Raw genomic sequence first — 21,733 nt, 5'->3', positions numbered from 1 at the left:
CACTAATATTGATATAGTTGGATTAAGTATGTATACCATTTAATTTATATGGCTAGAAAAGGAAAAGTTTCTCGAAAAACAAAAGAAACAAGTATTAATGTTGAATTAAACATTGATGGTAAAGGTAAATACCAAATTGATACTGGAATAGGTTTTTTAGATCACATGCTTGAGCAACTATCAAAGCATTCTTTGATAGATTTAAAAGTAAAAGCAAAAGGCGACACTCATATTGATCTTCACCACACAACTGAAGATACAGGAATTGCAATCGGTGAAGCTTTAAAAAAAGCTGCAAAAAAATTTGTAGGTATCAAAAGATATGCACACAGAGTTATTCCTATGGATGAAACATTAACTAGAGTTGCAATAGATGTTTCAAACAGGCCTTATTTAATTTGGAAAGTAAAATTAAAAGTTGAGAAACTTGGTGAGATGGACACTGAATTGTTTAAGGAATGGTTCCAGGCATTTTCACAGGCCGCAGGTATTACAATGCACGTCGAAAATATTTATGGTGATAACAGTCACCACATCATTGAGTCTTGCTATAAAGCATTAGCAAGATCATTAAGAGAGGCATTAGAGATGGATCCTAGAAGCAAAAAAAGTATTCCATCAACTAAAGGCTCATTATAAGTTTAATGAACGTCACTATTGTTGATTATAATTCGGGCAATATAAGCTCGGTAATAAACTCATTTAAGGAAGTTGCCAAAGATAAAGTAAATATCAAAGTAACATCGGATATAAATAAGATTAAATCTTCTGACAAAGTTGTTTTGCCAGGACAGGGTTCGTTTAAGAGTTGTGTTGATGCACTTAATAATATTAATGGTTTAGTAGATACATTAAACGAATTTGCAATAAGTAATAAAAAACCATTACTTGGAATTTGTGTTGGTTTACAAATGTTTGCAGACATTGGTTATGAAGAAATAGAAACAAAAGGTCTTGGTTGGATTTCAGGCAGGGTATCAAAAATTAATAATCAAAAAGGAAAATACAAACTTCCGCACATCGGCTGGAACGAAATTAATATAACGAAAAATAGTAAAATTTTTAAAAACATTGAAAATAAATCTCACATGTATTTTGTTCATAGTTATGAATTTGTTCCAGAAGATAAAAATGTAATTTCAGCAACAACAGATTATTCTTCAAATATCGTTTGTTCAGTTGAAAAAGAAAATATTTTTGGAACGCAGTTTCACCCTGAGAAAAGTGATAAAATCGGGCTTAAAATAATTGATAATTTTATAAATTTATAATGAAAATATTCCCAGCGATAGATATCAAGGATAAAAAGTGTGTGAGGTTAGTAAAAGGAGACTTTGATAATAAAATTGAATATGAAATGTCTCCAGTTGAACAGGCTAGAAAATATAAAGATCATGGTTTTAAAAATTTACACATAGTTGATTTAGATGGAGCTTTAACTGGTGAAACAGTTAATTTAGATATTATTCAAGATATAGTTACTAAATTTGATCTTAAAATTGAGATTGGAGGTGGAGTAAGAAATTTTGAAAGTATTAAGAAATATACTGATGCCGGTGTAGAAAAAGTAATTTTAGGAAGCGCTGCTATAAAAGATAAAATTTTTTTAAAAGAAGCATGTGAAAAATTTCCAAATAAAATTGCTTTAGGATTAGATGCTAAAGATGGTTATTTATCTGTATCTGGTTGGAAAGAAAATTCAAATCAATTAACTTTAGATTACTTAAAAGAAGTGAATGATTATGGCGCAAGCAGATTAATTTATACCGATATTAACAGAGATGGGATGAAGCAAAGTCCTAATTTTGAAGAAACAGTTAAGGTTGCTGATACATCTAATTGTCCAGTAATCATATCAGGTGGAGTTTCATCAATACATGATATTAAAAAAGCTAAGGAATTAAATAATAAAAATATTGAAGGCATTATAATTGGAAAAGCTATTTATGATGGTGATATTAAATTGGATGAATTAGCTAAGGAATTAAATGCTTAAGAATAGAATAATACCTTGTTTAGATGTTAAAAATGGACGCGTTGTAAAAGGAATAAACTTTGTTGATCTGCAGGATGCAGGTGATCCAGTCGAACAGGCTAAAATTTACTCTGATGGAGGAGCAGATGAAATTTGTTTCCTAGATATAACTGCATCAAATGAAAATAGAGATACAATCTATGATGTCGTAGAGAAAACTTCAAAAAAATGCTTTGTCCCATTAACAGTTGGGGGAGGTGTTAGAAGTGTTGATGATATAAATAAATTACTTAATTGTGGAGCAGATAAAGTTTCTATTAATACTGCAGCAGTTCAAAACCCAGAGGTAGTAGTTGAAAGCTCAAAAAAATTTGGTTCACAATGTATTGTAGTAGCTATTGATGCTAAAAAAAATATCGATAAATGGGAAATTTTCACACACGGTGGAAGAAACAATACCGGAATTGATGCGATAGAATTTGCATCTAAAATGGAAAGTAGTGGAGCAGGTGAGCTATTAGTAACATCAATGGATAGAGATGGCACCCAGGTAGGTTACGATATTGAACTTATGTCTAAAATTTCATCCAAGGTAAATATTCCCGTAATTGCATCAGGTGGAGTAGGGAATTTAGATCATTTAGTTGATGGAATTAAATTAGGAAATGCTAGTGCAGTATTAGCAGCATCAATATTTCATTATGGAAAATACTCTGTAAAAGAAGCAAAGGAATATCTGGATTCAAAAGGAATACCTGTTAGAATTTGATATGCTTAATACATTAGAAAATTTAATAAAACTTGCAAGAGAGAGAAAAACTAATCCAGTTGAAGGTTCTTATACAAATAAATTACTTACAGACAAATCTTTGAGTAAAGCTAAGGTCTTGGAAGAAATTGATGAATTAATTGAAGCTATAGAAGAAAATACAAACAAAATTCATGAAGCAGCCGATGTCTTTTATCATCTGCTAATGTATTTGGAAGCTAATGATTTAAAAATTGAAGAAGTAATGGAAGAATTAGAAAAAAGAAAAAAATGAACTACGATGACAATAATATTTTTGCTAAAATTTTACGTGGAGAGATACCTTGCAATAAAATTTACGAAGATGATTATGTCTTGTCATTTCATGATATTAACCCACAAAAGAAAGTTCATGCTCTAGTAATTCCTAAAGGAAAATATATAGATCTTGATGATTTTAGTGTGAATGCATCATCAGAAGAGATGGTAGGTTTTTTGAAAGGTATAAATATAGTTGCAAAAAAGCTAGGTATTTCAACAGAAGTAGGCCAAGGTTACAGGGCACTAGCTAATATTAGTGAACATGGTGGTCAAGAGGTCCCTCATTTGCATTTTCATTTATTTGGCGGTGAACGTGTTGGAAAAATGGTCGAGTGACAGAACAAGTTAAAAGAAATTATCTAGAAATAAACTCACTGCATGATTTAAAAGATGGTGAACCACCTTCAGAAGATTACAAAGTTAACTTGATTGAACCTACTGATTTTCAGTTAAATAAATTTTTTTATAAAAATATAGGTAAAAAACATAAATGGATTGATAGATTAATATGGACAGAAGAGCAGTGGATCAAATACGTATCCAATAAAAATGTTAAAACATTTGTATTAAAAAATAAAAAAGATTTAGTTGGTTTCTTTGAATTAATTATTCATTTCGAAAAGAAAGAAGTAGAAATAGCATATTTTGGAATATTAGAAGAATATCAAAATAAAAAATTGGGATCATTTTTATTATCAGATGCTATTAAAAAATCATTTCAACAAAATGTAGAGAGAGTTTGGCTTCATACTTGTTCTTTGGATCATAAAAATGCACTTAATAATTATCTAGCCAGAGGAATGAAAATATTTAAATCAGAAATTGTTAAAATTTAATTTTGAAGAGGAGTTTTAAATATTTTTTCGTCAACATTTTGATTTGATTTAACCGAATAAAGAAGTGTGACAGCAATATTTTGATAAATATCTTTAGTTTGCCAGCCAATTAAATTATAATTATTTATATTAAAAAAAATCTCTATTGATTGATTATTTTCATTTATTGTAAACTTGACCAGAGAATTATTAATAATTTCTTCATTTAATTCAGATATTTTTTTTAATAAAAAATTTTTATCTAAAATAAAATTTAATGATGTTTTATTCAATGGATACCTGTAATAGCTAGAAGTAGATTTTATAACTAAAGATTTTCCATTTGAAACTATAACTTTGTTTTTTTGATCATACGCGCAAAACATTTTTTTTGGATATTGAATTGTACAGTTTCCGAATTCAATTTTTCCATTTATATTTTGTTCAAAATCAAAATTTAAATTTAAAGTATCTTTTAATTTATTAATTATTTGACCTTTATTGTTTGCATTTACTTCACTAGATAAACTAATTAGACAAACCAATAGCAACAATCTTAACATCAAAGAACGTCTCTTTTACCCACATGATTTGCTTTGCTAACAATTCCATCAGCTTCCATCATATCAATTATTCGTGCAGCTCTATTGTACCCAATTTGAAGTTTTCTTTGTAAAAACGAGGTAGAGGCTTTTCCTTCAGATCTAATTATTTCAACAGCTTGTTGATATAATTCATCTTTATCTCCTTGATCTGTATTTGATCCTAACTCTCTCTCGTCTGCAAAATTCAAGATTTCATCAATATAGTCTGGTTCAGCTTGTGATCTTAAAAAATTGTTTATTTTCTCTATTTCATTATCTGAGACAAATGGAGCATGAATTCTTACTATTCGGTTAGCAGATGACATATAAAGCATGTCTCCCTTTCCTAATAACTGTTCTGCTCCTTGTTCGCCCAGAATTGTTCTACTATCTATTTTTGAAGTCACTTGAAAAGATATTCTTGTTGGAAAATTAGCTTTAATTGTACCTGTTATTACGTCAACACTAGGTCTTTGTGTAGCCATAATAATATGAATCCCAGCAGCTCTAGCCATTTGAGATAATTTTTGAATATAGTTTTCTATCTCTTTTCCAGCCACTAACATTAAATCTGACATTTCATCTACCACCACTACTATGTAGGGCATAGGAAGTTTATGCTTGGCATTGTAACCATCAATATTCCTAACTCCTTCTTTTGTCATTAACCTGTATCTACTCTCCATTTCTTTTACTACCCAACCAAGAACTGACGCAGCTTTTTTAGCTTCGGTTATTACAGGGCAAAGTAAGTGCGGTATGCCCTCATATGTTGAAAGCTCAAGCATTTTAGGATCAATTAATATAAACTTACATCTTTCAGGCGTGTGTCGGTAAAGAAGAGATAAAATAATTGTATTAATGCAAACAGATTTTCCTGAACCTGTAGTACCAGCAATGAGTAAATGAGGCATAGTAGATAGATCTCCTACAATAGGTTTACCAGAAATATTTTTTCCAAGAGCTATTGGTAATTTTGTTTCTTTTTTTTTAAAATCTGGGTTATTTAGAATTTCACTGAGATAGACGTTTTCTCTTGTATTATTTGGTAGTTCAATTCCTACAGTATTGCTACCTGGTATAGTTGAAATTCTAGCAGATTCAGAACTAGTGTTCCTAGCTATATCATCTGATAAATTTATAATTTTAGAAACTTTTACACCAGCAGCCGGTTCAAATTCATTGAGTGTTACAACTGGACCATGACTTACTTTTTGAATTTCTCCTTTAACTCCAAAGTCCATTAGAATTTTTTCTAAAAATTTAGGGTCATTTGTTTCATTTTTATTTGAATTTTCTCGTTCTTTCTTAGTTGGAGCTTTTAATAATTCTATTTTTGGTAATTGGAACTTGTTTTTTGCATTTGATTTATTCTCTGCTTTAATAAATGGCAAGTCCTCTTGTATTAAGTTTTTAATTTCCTCTTGAGGAATATATTCACTTATAAGTTCACTTTTATCTGTATATGATTTATTTTCTTTTTTAGAAAAAAACTTAATAATTTTTATTAACGAATTATAAAATTTAATAGGGTGAAAATTTACACTTAATAAAAATAAAGCAGCAATTAGTATAATTAAAACATAATAAGTTAATGTTTCATTTATAAGAATTATTGAGTTTAAAAAAGTTTGTCCAAAATAGCCTCCAACAAAACCTCCATTTCCATTTATGTAAAGTGTAAAAGCATCAGAATAAAAATGATTTAAAAATAATGTTCCAACTATAATATATAAAATTGCTATAAAAGTATTTTCAATTATTAAAAAAAACTCCTTTAATCGAAATATATTGATGCCAGTAATTATGTATGTGAAAGAAATTAGATAAGCAACGAATCCAAAAGATTGAAAAAACAGATCAGAAACAAAACTTCCTTGAAAACCTAATAAATTTTTAATCTTAGTATCTTTGGGAAAAATAAAGTTGGGGTCCTCAGGCGAATATGAAAAAAGTGCAATAAATAAGAAAATACCAGCAGCGAAAATTACTATACCAGATATTTCTGCTAATCGCTTTAAAGTAAAATTAAGCAATAAATTAGCTGTTTTTTTAATGTCCATTTATACAAATCAATTATACCACTTTGTATCATCTAATTTTTGTTGTTAAAATTAAAAATATTATGAGGATTTGTATAATAGGAAGTGGACTAACTAGTTTAGCTTTAGCAAAAGCTTTAGTTAATCAAAATATACATGTAGATATTTTAAGAGATAAAAAAAAACAAAAAGTCGATCAATCTAGGACTATAGGTATTACAAAAAGTAACGTTGAATATTTTAATAATAATATAGTTAATATTGATCAAATTGTCTGGAAATTAAACAAAATTGAAATTCTTTCAGATAAATTAAATCAAGAAAAATTATTAGAGTTCGAAAATACAAATCATGAACTTTTTTCAATGGTAAGAAGTTTTGATCTCTACAATATTTTAGAAAAAAGTCTAAAAAGAAATAAACTTTTTAGGATACAAAATAAAATAAATTTAACAAATATTCAGAATAAATATAATCTTTTAATCAATTTAAATTTTTCAAACTTAATTACAAAAAAATTTTTTAGTAAAAAAATTATCAAAAAATATAAAAGTTTAGCTTATACTTTAATACTGGAACATGATAAAATTGATAATAAAATTGCAAGGCAAGTATTTACAAAAATTGGACCTTTGGCATTTCTACCTATTTCTAATAAAGAAACATCTATTGTCTATTCTATAAAAAATACTACTAAAATTAAAAAAGAAAATTTAATTGAATTAATAAACTTACATAATCCAAAATATAAAATAAAAAAAATTAAAAAAATTTCTTCATTTGAATTATCGTCTGCAAATTTAAGAAATTATTATCATGAAAATATTCTAGCTTTTGGTGAATTAACTCACAAAGTACACCCTTTAGCTGGACAAGGCTTTAATATGACTATTAGAGATATAAAAATATTATTAGAGTTAATTAAAAATAAAATAGATCTTGGATTACCATTAAATAGTTCTATAAATCACGAATTTCAAAAAAATATGAAACATATAAATTTTATTTTTTCAAATGGAATTGACTTTATTTATGAATTTTTTAACAAAGAAAGTAAGACTAAAAATAATTTTTTTTTAAATTCTATAAAATATTTAGGAAGCAAAAACTCTATAAATAATATCCTAAAAGAAATAGCAGATACTGGTTTGAATTATTAATTATTGAATAGTGTTATTTTCGTAGATATCGTGAGTATATGTTTTTAATATCTCGGAAATTTTATTTTTCCTAATATCTAAATTTTTAGCTTCCAATAAAACTTGTTTTTCTTCCAAAGAAAAGGGTGAGGCCATAGCTAAGGCGTTTATTGTTTCATCTAAACTTTGTTTTTCTAGTGCTTTCCAGTTAATGATAAAACCTTTTTTTTCAAACAAAGACTTCAGATCTTTGAAGATCAACTCTAAATCAGAGAATTTAAGATCTTCTTTTTTATTATCTAAATCTTGAATATAATCAGCATAATCTACGTGTAAAATTCTATATTTAGTTACAGTCTCCAATTCTTTAATAGATTTAAATCTTGCTACCCCTTTTAATTCAATTAAATATCTACCATCTTCTGTTTCTCTAAAACTTGTTATTTTACCAATACAACCTACTTTATGAAGCTCAGGTTGAGCTTTTTGATAGCTAGATGATTGAGGCTGTATCATTCCTATTATTTTATTTGATTTCATACTATCGTTAACCATATCAATGTAACGTGGTTCAAAAATATTTAATGGAACTGTAGTTTTGGGAAAAATAATAAAATTACTTAATGGAAATACTGGAATATTAATTGGTAAATCGTCTTTTTTCATAATCAAATTGAATATAACATAGAAAATGTAAATTAGTATTGATTGAATTAAAAAAAGTGTTTAGTTATAATATTTTCTAGGCGGGCATAGCTCAGTGGTAGAGCGTCTCGTTGCCAACGAGAAGGTCGAGGGTTCGACCCCCTTTGCCCGCTCCATAAATGACAAACAAACTTACAATAAATATTAAGCAGGTTTTTAATTTAGCGCTCCAATATCAAAATCAAAAAAATTTTAATGAAGCAAAAAAACTTTACAAAAAATTAATTAGAATTGAACCAAATTTAATAGAAGCACAATATAATTTAGGAGTTATTTATGAAGAGACTAAAAATTATGATGAGGCAATAAAATATTATAAAAAAATAATATATTTAAACCCATCATTTATTTATTCTTATAATAATTTAGGTTTAATTTATAATAAATTGGGTAAATACAAAGATTCAATAGAATACTTAATAAAACTTAAAAGAATAAATCCCAAATATGTTAATGCTTATAATAACCTTGGAACAGCTTATATTTCTCTAGGTCGATATGAAGAGGCAATAGAAAATTTTATTTCTGCACTAAATATTGACGAAAATAATTCAAATTCAATATACAATCTAATTCAGGCGTTGAGATTTTGTATACCAAAAATTAAAAGTCCAATTGTAGAAATAAGCAAAGAACTTATAAATTTAAATAAAAATATTAATTTTGAAGAATTACTGATTAGTAAAAATAATTTATCAAGTTTCTTAAAATCTGCTTACTTTCATAAAAATAAGATTAAAAATTTAAATTTATCACATTTTATTGAAACACAGGTTTATAGACAAAACACCACTGATTTAAATTGTCTTAGACATCATAACATATTTAACAAAAGAAAAATTATTCCAAAATTTTGTTTTGGATGCTTCAAAGTTCAAATAGAGCCAATTGATGTATTGAATTTAGTTAAATTATATTTAATTTTTGATAATTTTAAATTTCCCCAAAATAATTTAAGGAAGTGTTTAATTGAATTAAGACCAGGTATAAAAGGTGTTTATAAAGGGATAATTTATTGTTCAAGTATAGACGAAGCTGAAAAAGTTTTAAAAGATCTCTCCCCAATGCTTAATCAACATTTGAAATATAAATCTACAATTAGAAGAGGATGTTCTGAATTTTATAGTGTGTTTCCTAAATTTAAAACTGCAAATAATGAGAGTAATTTAATGAAATATGATGATAAATGGAAAAAAATTGAATTTGAAGAGGATAAAAATAAACATCATAAAAAAACTGTTTTATTTAATTCACTAAAAGGTGTTTCTTTTTCAGACTTATTGATAATCGATAAGTGGGTATATTATGCAAGTTTAATTGGAGATAAATCTTTTGAGGATCTAAAATTACAAATTACTCAATCAAAATATATTGATTATAAAATGACAAATCAAAAGGAATTTCGTATAAAACAATTTCAAAAGTAAATATTTATGACAGATCTTTATAATAAAAAATGCTTACCATGTGAAGGTGGAGTTATTCCTTTTGATATATCTGAAATTCATAAATATCAGAAGAAAGTAGATGGATGGGATATTACAGAAGATAAAAATAAAATATTCTTTCTATTTAAAAAATTTAAATTTGAAAATTTTATAAAGAGTCAAAATTTTGTTAATGAAGTTGGCAAAATTTCTGAGGATGAGGGTCATCATCCAGATATAAGTTTTGGTTGGGGTTATGCAGAAATTAAAATTACCACACATGCCATCAAAGGCCTTTCAGAAAATGATTTTATTTTAGCTGCCAAGATAGACAAAATTATTAATGTCTGAAATGCCTTGTCTTAGAAAAGACTAGAATAATATCTGTTTCGTTTGCAAATTTAATTATTTCTTTATCTCTAATTGATCCAGAAGGTTGAATTACGGCTTGAACTCCTGATTGAACTAATTTTTCAATTCCATCCACAAATGGAAAGAAAGCATCTGATGCTGCAACCAAATTATCTCCAAATAAATTAAATTTTCTCATTTTATTAATTGCTATCTCACAGCTATCTAATCTACTTGGTTGACCTGATCCGATACCAACAATTGACTCATCTTTTGCGAGAACAATTGCGTTTGATTTAACATATCTACAAACATTGAATGCAAAAATTAGATTTCTAAGCATTTTAGGGTTTGGTTTTCTTTTAGATACAACTTTAAAATCTTTATTTTTGAATATTTTTAAGTCTTCAGATTGAACTAATATTGCTTCATTTGATGAATTGAATTTTGTAATTTCACTGAGTGAATAATTTGTTGCATCAATTACACGTAAATTTTTTTTAGTTTTAAGTATTTTTAGGGCATCACTATCAAAACCATTAGCAATAATTACTTCTAAAAAAAGCTTATTTAGTTCAACTGCAAGATTTTTCCTTATTTTAAAATTACAAGAGACAATTCCTCCAAAAGCACTTATGGGGTCACATGCTAATGCAGATTTATAGCTATCTATAGAATTTGAATTTATTGATACACCACAAGGGTTTGCATGTTTTACAATTACAGTGCCTTTATTTTTTGGTAAAGATTTTGAAATAGTCAAGGCAGCAAATATATCGTTATAATTGTTATAACTTAGTTGTTTTCCTTGAAGTTGTTTTAAATTAGTTTTTAAATTTTTCGAATAATATCCACTGAATTGATGTGGATTTTCTCCATACCTAAGTTTTTCAATTAAATTTGCAGAAAAAACTCTTCTATCTGGTAAATGTATATTTGCCTTTTTATTGAAATAATTTGAAATCACAGAATCATAGTAAGCAGTTTCAGTAAAAGCTATTCTTGATAGTTTTTCTCTATATTCTAATGATGTTGCTCCATTATATTTATTCATTTCATCTATTAATTCTTGATATTGATCTGCAGAAGTAATCACCGTTACATCATTATAATTTTTAGCAGCAGACCTAACCATAGTGGGGCCTCCCACGTCTATATTTTCAATAATTTTTTTGTGATTATTTGTAGTTTCTAAAGTTTTTTCAAAAGGATAAAAATTTACAATTACTAGATCAATATTTTCAAAATTATTTTTCTTTAAGTCATTTAAATGTTTTTTATTATTTCTTTTATTTAAAATCCCTGCGTGTATTTTTGGGTGTAAGGTTTTAACTCTTCCTTCTAAAATTTCAGGAGAATCTGTAAAATCAGATACTTCTAAACAATTAAATTTTAATTTTTTTATTTCTTTATAAGTTCCACCAGAACTAACTATTCTGATTTGATATTTTTTTAAAATTTCTAAAACTGGTTTTAAATTATTTTTATCTGATACAGAAATAAGAGCTGTCTTTATTTTTTTCATTATATTTTACTTATTTCCCATTTAATTGTTTGTTCACTTTCATTACTCATGCCAGAGATAAATATATTTTGGTTTTCTTGATATGAATTTTTATTACCGAAATATAAACCATTATCAATATTTATATCATAGTTATCACAACTAAATTGCCAACCTTCGTCTTCTAATTGTATTAATATAAACTTATTATTTTGTGTTTTCATAACTTTAGAGTCGGGATGAAGATGAAATCTAATATCAAATTTAATTTGCTTATCAGGATCTTTTCTTACTATTTTATCATGACCAATAAATTTAAATTGTTCAGGATAGAATTCTATTTCTCTATGATGATCTAATTTAAACTTTTTGGAGTAACCATTATGACTAGCTGAAATTTTCCAATAATTTTTCTCAAAAACTATATTTTTATTTTCAATTTTTAAATCTTTTTGTATCAAAAAATTATCATCAACCTTAATAAAATCAGATGAAGAATAATCTTCAATTGCAAGTGTACTTTGTAAAGCAGTGCTTTTGGAAAATTTATTCAGTCTGTTTTTTGGATCTGGATAATATCCAGAATTTGAAATTAATTTTTTATCGTTAGAAAAAATTTCAAAAGATAAGGCGCCTGCCTGATAATTTTTGGTATATATTTTTTCAGGACTTGATCCAACGTCAGCTGCAAGGATAAATTTTTTATTTTTTAATATTATATATCCAGCTAACTCATTAATTTGATTTTTAAAAGTATATCCAAATCGTTTTAGATATTGGTCAAATTCATTATGATTAGATGAATAATTTCCATTAAAAAAGATATCTTGTTTTATGTTTTGCCATATAAAAGCATAACTGGATCCTAAATAATATATAGTTTCATCAACATATTCTGGAATTGAATTTTGCGATTCTTTAAACCATTCTCTAATAATGATTAGATATTTAAGATAAAAAACTAAATTTTGAATATTTCTTGATTTGGGAAAACCTTTTTTATCAAGAGAGTTTTTGATTAAATTTTTTAATATATTTAAACCACTGTCTAAATAATTTTTCTCATCTTTATACGCCAAACCTGTTAAAATTATTGCAGCACAACCAATCAGTTTTTCCTCTGTTTCATCTAAATTTTTGATATCATTTAATAAATGGTTGGTTTGTTTCTGAACCATATGATTAAAATATAATCTATATTCTTCATTACTATCTTCATACGTTAACTGATGATTAGAAAGCCAAGCAATAATTCTTTTTGCAGTAATATTGAATTCCCAAATATTTTCATTAAATTTTTCATTTTTATTAATCCAATTCAGAATAATTGATTGCGTGGTTTCTTTAGATGATTTTAAATCTAAACTGAAAAACCAAAAAAAATTGTTAAGTTTTTTAAAGTCTTTAGCAGAAATATTGTTTTTCCAGATAGTTTCAGTTGCAAAATCTTCAATTTTATATTTTTTTTTCTGATACTTGATAATTGAAGATAAAAGATGAGGACTTGGTTTATATTCAAAATTGTTATCAAAGGTTTTTGAAATTCTTTTTTCGTAAAAATTTGAATTTTTATATAATTTTTTAAATGAAGATTTTAATTTAAAAAATATTCCATTAGAAAGATTTAGAGAATTTTGAGATTGCATTAACTTATTTTGTTTTTAATAAATTAATATTTTTTTTAATATCTCCATCATTGCTTTTAAAAACTGTTGTACCAGATACAAGAATATTGGCACCAGCTTCAATTGCTATTTTGCAATTTTCGAAATTTATCCCACCATCTATTTCAATATCAAAGTTTAGTTTTTCTATTTCTCTAATTTTTTTTAATTGTTTAATTTTTTCTAAAACTTCTGGCATGAATTTTTGTCCACCAAACCCAGGATTTACACTCATTATTAAAACTAAATCAATTTTATCTAAAAGATTTTTTATTAAATCTATACTTGTTTCAGGATTGAGAGAAACTCCTACATTTTTTTTTAGATCTTTTATTTTATTTATTGAATCTTCTAAATTATCAGTTGCTTCTGGATGCACAGTAATTATATCTGCACCCGCATCCGCATAAGCTTCTATGTGTTTATGTACTGGAGAAATCATTAAATGAACATCGAATTTTAATGAACAATGTTTTCTGAGAGCTTTAATTACTGGAGGGCCGATTGTTAAGTTTGGAACAAAGTGTCCATCCATAACATCTACATGAATCATGTCAGCCCCACCTTCCTCAAGTCTTTTTATTTCATTACCTAATTGGCTAAAATCAGCTGATAAAATTGAAGGTGATATTTGTATATTTTTCATTGATATCTAGATTTACTAGTATCAATTTTTAAAATTTAATTGAATTAAAAAATTGATAAATCTGCCTAGAAATTTCACTTTCAAGAGGAAAAGACAACATCCCCATAACTGAATATCCCAAGATCCAAGGCATCAAATAAAATCTAATCATGAAAAAGAACCAAGCTACATAAAGTGGTACCAATGGTTGAATTATGAAAGAAGGAGTAACAGGTTTAAAAATTCTTAATAAGGGATTGGTAAATTTTACAAATGCTTTCATAAAGAAAAAATTTGAATCTTCTCTTTGAAAGATATTCATTGCTACTCTCCCAACCAAAGTCCACATTATAATCCCAAGAATATAGTCAATTATATAAACTAAAGGATGAAAGTTAGCAGACATTAAGGAATTTATATTTGATCTTAAAAAGAAATAAAAGGGGCGAAATTAATCGCCCCTTAAAAAGATTATTTATTTTTGGCCGCCGATTACAGATGCACCCGAAGGTACCCTAGAATCATCAACCATTTTTTGTGTTGCAGCGCTTGGTGCTGAAGTCATTAAACTTACAACAACCATAGCTACTAAGCTAACAGTAGATCCGAAGATACCAAATGTTAACTGAGTAATTCCTAAGAATCCGCTTCCACCACTTCGTACCCAAACTAGATACGCGAAACCAGAAACTAATCCTAAGACCATACCAGCTATAGCACCTTCTTTATTTGCTCTCTTCCACCATACACCAAGTACAAGTGGCCAGAACAATCCAGACATCGCAAAGTCAAAAGCCCAGATTACTGAACCTAAGATACCTTGGATCTCCATTGCTGCAATAGTTGCTCCTGCAAAACCAATTACTACAAGTAATACCCTTGCAACAACTAGTCTCTTAGCAGTCTCAGCTTTAGGGTCTACCATTTTGTAGTAAACGTCATGCGAGATTGCATTTGCAATTGCAAGAATCAAACCATCTGCAGTTGACATAGCAGCTGCCAAACCTCCAGCAGCAACTAGACCTGAGATTACATATGGTAATCCAGCAATTTCTGGTGTTGCTAATACAACGGCTTTACCACCCATGAAGAACTCGTTTAATTCAACAGTTCCATTTCCGTTAAAGTCGCTTACAAACATCAGATTTGCTTGGTTCCAGTTTTGATACCAATCGATTGCTTGAACTTCTGCAATTGATTTACCAATAATACCTGTCGGTAAGTTTGGATCAATCAAAGCAAGTTTAGATAGTGTCGCTAACATAGGTGCAGAAGAATATAGTAGGAAGATAAAGAATACTGACCAACCTACTGATTTTCTAGCTGCTTTAACACTTGGAGTAGTAAAGAACCTCATCATCACGTGTGGTAATGAAGCTGTTCCCATCATCATTGCTAATGCTAATGAGATGAAAGCCCAAGGTGTTGCGTTAACTTCAGAGTGAGCCTTAGTAATACCAGCTAACCCTTTAGGTACTGTAGCTAAATCAGCAGCAGAGTTTTTAACAAACCCATACTGTTGCTCTAACTCACCAATTCTAGCAACTTCATCAGCTAACATAAAGTGTGGGAAGAAACCCGCACCAATATTATTACTGATCCAGAATACTGGAAGTAGGTAAGCTATAATTAGTACAATGTATTGTGCAACCTGTGTCCAAGTAACCCCTCTCATACCACCAAGCATTGAACATAGTAAAATACTAACTAGTCCAACATATACTGCGTATTGGAATGGGATATCTAAAGCAACAGCTGCAATAGTACCTGTAGCGTTAATTTGTGCAGTCACATATGTAAATGATGCAACAGTTAAAACGATAACTGCCATCAATCTTGCAGTATTACCACCGTATCTAGTACCTACGAAATCTGGAACTGTGTAACAGCCAAATTTTCTTAAGTATGGTGCTAATAAAGTTGCAACTAACACATAACCACCTGTCCAACCTACAAGCAAAGCCATGTATCCATAACCTTTGAAGTAAATACCACCTGCCATCGCAACGAATGAAGCACCAGACATCCAGTCGGCTGCTGTTGCCATTCCGTTGAACACAGTTGGAACCGTTCTTCCAGCTACGTAATAGTTACTTGCTTGGGCTGTTCGAGATAGCCAACCAATTGCTGCGTAGATGAAAATGGTAAAACCTACAAAGCAAATACCTATTGCTTTTGCAGACATACCCATCTGCTCACCAATCGCCATTAAGATTATGAAACCTATAAATCCACCTGTGTAGATTCCATAAACTTTAGGCAAGTTATCTATAAAATTACCCTTAATCATTAGTCGTCTCCTTTTTCACTGAAGCCGAACTCTTCATCAATTTTTTCTTGTCTACCTGCAAACCAGAAAATAAGGATTACAAATATTGCAAGAGAACCTTGACATGTGAACCAATAAGTTAATGGATACCCAAAAGGTCCAGTAACTGAGTTCATTTCAGCTCCGAAAAGGAATATACCCATTGAGAATACAGCCCAGATTGCTAATGTAACAAATAGCAAACCTCTGGTCTTTTCCCAGTGTTGAGCGTTTTTCGCCATGTATACCTCTCTTTTTTAGTTATAACTGATAAAACCATAACCATTATAAAAGAGAATAAAAGTGTAAAATTAGCCGTATTAGGTTAATTTTTTCATTTATTTTCAATAAAATTAACTTTTTATGAGTAAAAAAAAATTAAGTTGGAAAGATTTATCTTTGAGTGATTTCAAAGTTTATTTTTTTTCTTTGTTTAAAGCTTTTATTCCTAAAACAAAAATTAAAACTTTAGATGAGTTAGAAGAGTTTATTCAAACAAAATCTGCCTGGGTATCTCAAGTTACACTTTATAGTTATTTAAAAACTAGAATGGGGACAAGATATGTTCTTCATTTTGATAATGATGAATTTATGAAGTCTGTCAATGAAGCCAAATGGAATATTTATTCTATTGCTCTTCAAGATTTAACTTTCTTCACTTTTTCATATTTAAAAGTTCATTCTAGTTTTAATGAACTAGACAAAGCTAAAGAAATTTTTTTAAAAATTTTAGATGATGAGACAACAAATAACATGCCTTTAAATATCATCAAAGAATCGAAAAAAGAATTTGATGAAAGACTAATTAAAATTGATTGGGAAAAGTATTATAATGATCGTCCTTTCAATCCAAGTGCTTTAGCAATGTACAAATGGGCACCAATAGCAGATGAATTAAAAACTCTTGATCGAAAAATAGTTTTAAATTCCGTTATTTTAAAATGGGATGTAATTAAAAAAGAATTTAAAGACAGAATACAGTTCTAAATATTTTTTCTGTTTTCAACCAAACTATCTACAACACTAGGATCGGCTAATGTAGTTGTATCTCCCAATTGACCATGTTCATTTGCAGCAATTTTTCTTAAAATTCTTCTCATAATTTTTCCAGACCTTGTTTTTGGAAGTCCTGGAGTGAAATGAATTAAGTCAGGTGTAGCAAGAGGACCAATTTGTTTTCTAACCCAAAGTTTTAGATCTCTTTCGAGCTCACCGGTTTCTCTTTCACCAGCATTTAATGTTACATAACAATATAGACCATTTCCTTTAATATCATGTGGGTAACCTACAACTGCTGCCTCTGCTACCTTTGGATGAGCCACAAATGCACTTTCAATTTCAGCAGTACCCAAGTTGTGTCCTGATACAATAATTACATCATCTACCCGACCTGTAATCCAATAATATCCATCCTTGTCTCTTCGACATCCGTCACCAGTAAAATATTTACCTTCAAACTGAGAAAAATAAGTATCTATAAATCTTTGATGATCCCCATATACTGTTCTCATTTGTCCAGGCCATGATTGTGCTATACAAAGTCTTCCTTCTCCAGGTCCTTTTATCTCTTTGCCTGATTTATCAACTAACATAGGCTTTATTCCATAAAATGGTTTTGTTGCAGAGCCAGGTTTTAGAGGAATAGCGCCTGTTTGAGGAGCAATTAATATCCCTCCTGTTTCTGTCTGCCACCATGTATCTACAATTGGGCACTTAGAATTTCCAACTGTTTTGTAATACCACATCCAAGCTTCCGGGTTTATTGGTTCACCAACAGTTCCAAGTAACTTTAAAGATTTTCTAGATGTTTTTTTGACAGGCTTATCACCTTCTCTCATTAAAGCTCTAATTGCAGTCGGTGCAGTATAGAAAGTATTTACTTTGTATTTATCGACTATTTGCCACCATCTAGAGCTATCAGGATAGTTTGGTATTCCTTCAAACATTATAGTTGTTGCACCGTTAGAAAGGGGACCATAGATAATATAACTGTGACCTGTTACCCAACCAATATCAGCAGTACACCAATAAATATCTTTTGGTTTGTAATTAAAAATATATTGATGAGTCATAGATGCATACACCATGTACCCACCTGTTGTATGAAGAACTCCTTTTGGTTTTCCAGTTGAACCTGATGTGTATAAAATAAATAAAGGATCTTCTGCGTTCATTTCTTCTGGCTCACACTGAGAAGGAACATCTTTAATTAAATCATGATACCAAACATCTCTATCATAATTCCAACTAATTGAATTTCCTGTACGTTTAACAACGATACATTTTTTTACATTAGGACAGCTCTCTAATGCTTCATCAGTCGTTTCTTTTAATGGAATAGTTTTTCCACCTCTAACACCTTCATCAGCTGTAATTATATATTCTGACTCACAATCATTAACTCTTCCAGAAATAGAGTCTGCAGAAAAACCTCCAAAAATAATTGAGTGGACTGCACCAATTCTAACACATGCTAACATTAAAATAGCAAGCTCTGGTATCATTGTGAGATAAATTGTAACCCGATCTCCCTTTTTAATGCCTAATTTTTTTAATCCATTTGCCGCTTTAGAAACTTTTTGATGAAGCTGTTTGTAAGTAATTTTTTGACTATCTTTTGGATCATCACCAACCCAAATTATTGCTGTTTTATCTTTTTTATCTTTTAGATGTCTATCGATACAGTTTGCAGATGCATTTAGTGTTCCATCTTCAAACCATTTAATTTTTACTTCCTTAGAACTGTATTTAACGTCTTTAATTTTTTTATAAGATTTAATCCAAGTAATTCTTTTTCCCTCTTTTTTCCAAAATTCGTCGTTATTTTTTATAGATTGAGAATATTTTTGCTCGTATTTACTTTTGTTAGCCAAACTACTTTTGATCCACTCAGGTTTAGTTTTTATAACTAATTCAGGAGCAGGTTTTTCATTTTGTTTTAAAATTTTTTTTGATTTTTTTCTTTTAACTTTAGTTTTTTTCTTAACTGCAGTTTTCTTTCTTACTTTAGTTTTTTTTTTAGATTTAGCTTTTTTCTTTTTTTTTGGCATGGATTATTTTTTTTTAAATTTTACTCATGTTATTTATAATTTTCCAGCTTTTATCATCAATTGGCATTACTGAAAGTCTACTTTGTTTAATAAGCGCTAAATCCCTTAAATCCTTATTTTTTTTGATATTTTCAAGGGTCACTGGTTTAGAGAACTTACTTTTAAATTGGACTGTTACTGCAACAAATCTTCCAGTCTTATCAGTTTTATCTAAATAGTGTTCTTTAATTACTTTTACTATCCCAACCACTTCTTTGCCAATATTAGAGTGATAGAAAAAACAGTGATCACCCTTCTTCATACTTTTTAGATTGTTTGCTGCTTGATAATTTCTAACACCATCCCAAGGTGCTCCTTTTTTTCCAGCCTTAATTTGCTGATCAATTGACCAAACATCTGGTTCAGATTTTAATAACCAATAGTTCATTACAGTTGCACTCCTGCACCTTTCAAAAATGCAGCTTTTTCATCTAAAGGCCATCTTGGTTTAGCTGGATAATCCAAAGTATTAAATTCATTTAATTTGTATTTTTCTAGACCTACCATTGCAATCATTGCAGCATTATCTCCACAAAGTTCTATTGGTGGAAATATACTTTTATAATTATTAGCTTCACATAAATTAATTAACATAGATCTAATTTTTTTGTTAGCAGCAACTCCTCCAGCAACTACAAAAACTTTTTCTTTAAATTTATTTTCTTTTTCAAATTCTTCAAATGCTATCTTCGTTTTTTTATTAAGAATTTCTTCAACAGTTTTCTGAAAAGAGGCTGCTAAGTCAAATTTTTCTTGATCTGTTTTTATAGTTTTTGAAATTTTTAAAATTGCAGTTTTTAATCCTGCAAAAGATAAATTACATCCACCTTTATTAAAAATTGGTTTTGGCAAATCATATTTTTCAGGATCTCCTCTTTTTGCCAAAACTTCGATTTGTGGTCCACCAGGAAATTCAATTCCTAAAAGTTTAGCTGTTTTATCAAATGCTTCACCTAATGCGTCATCAATAGTTGTTCCTAATCTTTTATATTTTCCAAGACCTTGAACACTTAAAAATTGTGAGTGACCTCCTGAAATTAATAATAATAGATAGGGATAATTTAAATGGGAATTTAACTTAGGACTTAATGCATGACCCTCAAGATGGTTAACAGCTATAAAAGGTTTATTAATTGCGCTTGCAAAAGCTTTTCCAAAACTTAAACCAACCGACAAACAAACAATTAAACCTGGCCCAGCAGTTGAAGCAACAGCATCAATTTCTTCAATTTTTTTTCCACTATCTGAAATTGCTTTTTCAACAATCCAATCTATTTTTTCTATATGTGATCTTGCAGCTAGTTCAGGAACTACTCCCCCAAATTCTTTGTGAACATCAACCTGACTAGAAACAATATTGGATAAAACTGTTGGAATTCCTTTGTCATTTTCAGTTATAATAGATGCTGCAGTTTCATCACAGCTAGTCTCTATTCCAAGAATTAAGGGTTTTTTACTCATTCAAATAGTTTTTAATAATTGTACAATCTCAATACAAGTAAGAAATAAATTTTTTAATGAATAGAAAAATTATAATAGGTTCTAGAGGAAGTAAATTGGCTTTGCTTTATGCGCAAAAAGCTAAAGATAAAATTATTGAAACTTTAGACTTACCAGATGATCAGATTGTCATTCAAACAATAACTACAAAAGGTGATCAAATTCAGGATCGAAGATTATCAGAGGTCGGTGGTAAGGGTTTATTTTCTAGTACGATTGAAAAAGAACTGAAAGAAAAAAAAATTGATATAGCCGTGCATGCATTGAAAGATATGCCTGCAATTGAAACTAAAGAACTTAGAACAGATTCATTTTTAGAAAGGACAGATCCAAGAGAAATTTTAATAACTAATGACAAGAAAAATATCAAAGAATTAAAATTAAATGCAATAGTAGGAACCTCATCTTATAGAAGGGAATTTCAAATTAAAAAAATAAGATCAGATGTTAACTGTAAATTAATAAGAGGAAATGTAGATACTAGAATCAAAAAGCTAAGGGAAGGTATTTATGATGCAATAGTTTTGTCTTATGCGGGTATAAAATATTTAAATTTAGATAATGAAATTTCTGAAATTTTTTCGACTGATCAAATTATTCCAAGTGCAGGCCAAGGTATTATTGCTTTACAGTGTAGAGATGATGATGATGAAATTATAAAAGTTTTGGAAAAAATAAATCACAAAGATACTTATATGAGAGCTCATATAGAAAGAAACATTTTAAAGGTACTGGAAGGTGACTGCGAAACTGCAATAGGTGCTCATTCAATTATAGAGGGGGATAAAATTACCGTTGAAGCTGAACTATTCTCACTAGATGGTTCTCAAATATTTTATGAAAAAAAATCTGGTAATATTGATATGTTTAAAGAAATTGGAACAGAAGTTGGTAACATTTTAAAAATTAAATCTAATAATTCGTATAAAAAGTAAA

The 21,733-nt window shown here is 28.8% G+C and carries 24 protein-coding genes and 1 tRNA gene; 13 read left to right on the top strand and 12 right to left on the bottom strand.

Annotation, left to right across the window (positions count from 1 at the left end; genetic code table 11):
• Window positions 1-48: 48 nt before the first annotated feature.
• Genes hisB through ACTTA4_RS01100 form a run of 7 tightly spaced genes read left to right on the top strand, consistent with a single transcriptional unit; the run spans window position 49 to window position 3,880 of the window.
• Entirely contained in the window at window positions 49-639 is a 591-nt protein-coding gene (gene hisB, locus ACTTA4_RS01130; RefSeq protein ID WP_440633168.1) for an imidazoleglycerol-phosphate dehydratase HisB, read from the top strand.
• A 5-nt stretch (window positions 640-644) separates the two neighbouring features.
• On the top strand, window positions 645-1,271 hold the full coding sequence (hisH, locus tag ACTTA4_RS01125; RefSeq protein WP_440633167.1) for an imidazole glycerol phosphate synthase subunit HisH: 627 nt from the start codon (window positions 645-647) through the stop codon (window positions 1,269-1,271).
• Window positions 1,271-1,996, top strand: coding sequence for a 1-(5-phosphoribosyl)-5-[(5-phosphoribosylamino)methylideneamino]imidazole-4-carboxamide isomerase (gene hisA, locus ACTTA4_RS01120; RefSeq protein WP_440633166.1), 726 nt, complete (start codon window positions 1,271-1,273; stop codon window positions 1,994-1,996). The genes hisH and hisA overlap by 1 nt, the downstream gene beginning before the upstream one ends.
• Window positions 1,989-2,744, top strand: a complete 756-nt coding sequence (gene hisF, locus ACTTA4_RS01115; RefSeq protein ID WP_440633165.1) for an imidazole glycerol phosphate synthase subunit HisF — start codon at window positions 1,989-1,991, stop codon at window positions 2,742-2,744. The genes hisA and hisF overlap by 8 nt, the downstream gene beginning before the upstream one ends.
• Before the next feature lies 1 nt (window position 2,745).
• On the top strand, window positions 2,746-3,018 hold the full coding sequence (gene hisE, locus ACTTA4_RS01110; protein WP_440633164.1) for a phosphoribosyl-ATP diphosphatase: 273 nt from the start codon (window positions 2,746-2,748) through the stop codon (window positions 3,016-3,018).
• Window positions 3,015-3,380, top strand: coding sequence for a histidine triad nucleotide-binding protein (locus ACTTA4_RS01105; RefSeq protein ID WP_440633163.1), 366 nt, complete (start codon window positions 3,015-3,017; stop codon window positions 3,378-3,380). Before hisE ends, ACTTA4_RS01105 begins: the two co-directional genes overlap by 4 nt.
• Window positions 3,377-3,880, top strand: a complete 504-nt coding sequence (locus tag ACTTA4_RS01100; protein ID WP_440633162.1) for a GNAT family N-acetyltransferase — start codon at window positions 3,377-3,379, stop codon at window positions 3,878-3,880. Before ACTTA4_RS01105 ends, ACTTA4_RS01100 begins: the two co-directional genes overlap by 4 nt.
• Here the strand turns inward: ACTTA4_RS01100 and ACTTA4_RS01095 are convergent.
• On the bottom strand, window positions 3,877-4,422 hold the full coding sequence (locus tag ACTTA4_RS01095; protein ID WP_440633161.1) for an outer-membrane lipoprotein carrier protein LolA: 546 nt from the start codon (window positions 4,420-4,422) through the stop codon (window positions 3,877-3,879). The two genes, ACTTA4_RS01100 and ACTTA4_RS01095, sit on opposite strands and share 4 nt — an antisense overlap.
• Window positions 4,422-6,506: a DNA translocase FtsK gene (locus ACTTA4_RS01090; protein WP_440633160.1), complete on the bottom strand. Its 2,085-nt coding sequence runs from the start codon at window positions 6,504-6,506 to the stop codon at window positions 4,422-4,424. Before ACTTA4_RS01090 ends, ACTTA4_RS01095 begins: the two co-directional genes overlap by 1 nt.
• A 62-nt stretch (window positions 6,507-6,568) precedes the next feature.
• Between ACTTA4_RS01090 and ACTTA4_RS01085 the strand changes: the two genes are divergently transcribed.
• A complete protein-coding gene (locus tag ACTTA4_RS01085; protein ID WP_440633159.1) occupies window positions 6,569-7,645 on the top strand; it encodes a ubiquinone biosynthesis protein UbiB in 1,077 nt (358 codons plus the stop codon).
• Here the strand turns inward: ACTTA4_RS01085 and ACTTA4_RS01080 are convergent, their stop codons facing one another.
• A complete protein-coding gene (locus tag ACTTA4_RS01080) occupies window positions 7,646-8,290 on the bottom strand; it encodes an LON peptidase substrate-binding domain-containing protein (RefSeq protein ID WP_440633158.1) in 645 nt (214 codons plus the stop codon).
• An 80-nt stretch (window positions 8,291-8,370) separates the two neighbouring features.
• Between ACTTA4_RS01080 and ACTTA4_RS01075 the strand changes: the two genes are divergently transcribed.
• The 3 genes from ACTTA4_RS01075 to ACTTA4_RS01065 all read left to right on the top strand — a co-directional run bounded on the left by ACTTA4_RS01075 (window position 8,371) and on the right by ACTTA4_RS01065 (window position 10,107).
• Window positions 8,371-8,445: transfer RNA gene (locus ACTTA4_RS01075), tRNA-Gly, on the top strand.
• A gap of 3 nt (window positions 8,446-8,448) precedes the next feature.
• Window positions 8,449-9,756 (top strand): tetratricopeptide repeat protein, encoded by a 1,308-nt coding sequence (locus tag ACTTA4_RS01070; RefSeq protein ID WP_440633157.1) that lies wholly within the window; start codon window positions 8,449-8,451, stop codon window positions 9,754-9,756.
• 6 nt (window positions 9,757-9,762) lie between these two features.
• Window positions 9,763-10,107, top strand: coding sequence for a 4a-hydroxytetrahydrobiopterin dehydratase (locus ACTTA4_RS01065; RefSeq protein WP_440633156.1), 345 nt, complete (start codon window positions 9,763-9,765; stop codon window positions 10,105-10,107).
• On the opposite strand, the gene purH is transcribed toward ACTTA4_RS01065, so the two are convergent.
• The 6 genes from purH to ACTTA4_RS01035 form a co-directional block, all read right to left on the bottom strand.
• Window positions 10,097-11,632, bottom strand: a complete 1,536-nt coding sequence (gene purH / locus ACTTA4_RS01060; RefSeq protein ID WP_440633155.1) for a bifunctional phosphoribosylaminoimidazolecarboxamide formyltransferase/IMP cyclohydrolase — start codon at window positions 11,630-11,632, stop codon at window positions 10,097-10,099. The two genes, ACTTA4_RS01065 and purH, sit on opposite strands and share 11 nt — an antisense overlap.
• Entirely contained in the window at window positions 11,632-13,257 is a 1,626-nt protein-coding gene (locus ACTTA4_RS01055) for a heparinase II/III domain-containing protein (protein ID WP_440633154.1), read from the bottom strand. Before ACTTA4_RS01055 ends, purH begins: the two co-directional genes overlap by 1 nt.
• A 4-nt stretch (window positions 13,258-13,261) precedes the next feature.
• Window positions 13,262-13,921, bottom strand: a complete 660-nt coding sequence (gene rpe / locus ACTTA4_RS01050) for a ribulose-phosphate 3-epimerase (protein WP_440633153.1) — start codon at window positions 13,919-13,921, stop codon at window positions 13,262-13,264.
• A 28-nt stretch (window positions 13,922-13,949) separates the two neighbouring features.
• Window positions 13,950-14,306 carry a hypothetical protein gene (locus tag ACTTA4_RS01045; protein ID WP_440619143.1) on the bottom strand — a complete coding sequence of 119 codons (357 nt, stop codon included), beginning with the start codon at window positions 14,304-14,306 and terminating at the stop codon, window positions 13,950-13,952.
• A 69-nt stretch (window positions 14,307-14,375) separates the two neighbouring features.
• Window positions 14,376-16,190 carry a sodium:solute symporter family protein gene (locus tag ACTTA4_RS01040; RefSeq protein ID WP_440633152.1) on the bottom strand — a complete coding sequence of 605 codons (1,815 nt, stop codon included), beginning with the start codon at window positions 16,188-16,190 and terminating at the stop codon, window positions 14,376-14,378.
• On the bottom strand, window positions 16,190-16,450 hold the full coding sequence (locus ACTTA4_RS01035; RefSeq protein WP_440633151.1) for a DUF4212 domain-containing protein: 261 nt from the start codon (window positions 16,448-16,450) through the stop codon (window positions 16,190-16,192). Before ACTTA4_RS01035 ends, ACTTA4_RS01040 begins: the two co-directional genes overlap by 1 nt.
• Window positions 16,451-16,571: 121 nt before the next feature.
• Here ACTTA4_RS01035 and ACTTA4_RS01030 point away from each other — a divergent pair, with 121 nt between their 5' ends.
• Complete coding sequence (locus ACTTA4_RS01030) at window positions 16,572-17,195, top strand: esterase (RefSeq protein WP_440633150.1); 624 nt, start codon at window positions 16,572-16,574, stop codon at window positions 17,193-17,195.
• Here the strand turns inward: ACTTA4_RS01030 and acs are convergent.
• Genes acs through tsaD form a run of 3 tightly spaced genes read right to left on the bottom strand, consistent with a single transcriptional unit; the run spans window position 17,192 to window position 20,758 of the window.
• Window positions 17,192-19,258: an acetate--CoA ligase gene (gene acs, locus ACTTA4_RS01025; RefSeq protein WP_440633149.1), complete on the bottom strand. Its 2,067-nt coding sequence runs from the start codon at window positions 19,256-19,258 to the stop codon at window positions 17,192-17,194. The genes ACTTA4_RS01030 and acs overlap by 4 nt on opposite strands.
• Before the next feature lie 13 nt (window positions 19,259-19,271).
• Window positions 19,272-19,685 carry an EVE domain-containing protein gene (locus tag ACTTA4_RS01020; RefSeq protein WP_440633148.1) on the bottom strand — a complete coding sequence of 138 codons (414 nt, stop codon included), beginning with the start codon at window positions 19,683-19,685 and terminating at the stop codon, window positions 19,272-19,274.
• Window positions 19,685-20,758, bottom strand: coding sequence for a tRNA (adenosine(37)-N6)-threonylcarbamoyltransferase complex transferase subunit TsaD (tsaD, locus tag ACTTA4_RS01015; protein ID WP_440633147.1), 1,074 nt, complete (start codon window positions 20,756-20,758; stop codon window positions 19,685-19,687). The genes ACTTA4_RS01020 and tsaD overlap by 1 nt, the downstream gene beginning before the upstream one ends.
• A 56-nt stretch (window positions 20,759-20,814) precedes the next feature.
• Here tsaD and hemC point away from each other — a divergent pair, with 56 nt between their 5' ends.
• Window positions 20,815-21,732, top strand: coding sequence for a hydroxymethylbilane synthase (hemC, locus tag ACTTA4_RS01010; protein ID WP_440633146.1), 918 nt, complete (start codon window positions 20,815-20,817; stop codon window positions 21,730-21,732).
• Window position 21,733: the final 1 nt, after the last annotated feature.

The organism is Candidatus Pelagibacter sp. HIMB1485 (assembly GCF_052048055.1).
Classification (GTDB): domain Bacteria; phylum Pseudomonadota; class Alphaproteobacteria; order Pelagibacterales; family Pelagibacteraceae; genus Pelagibacter.
The sequence above is the reverse complement of the archived record's forward strand: the minus strand, read 5'-3'. Positions and strand labels throughout refer to the sequence as shown.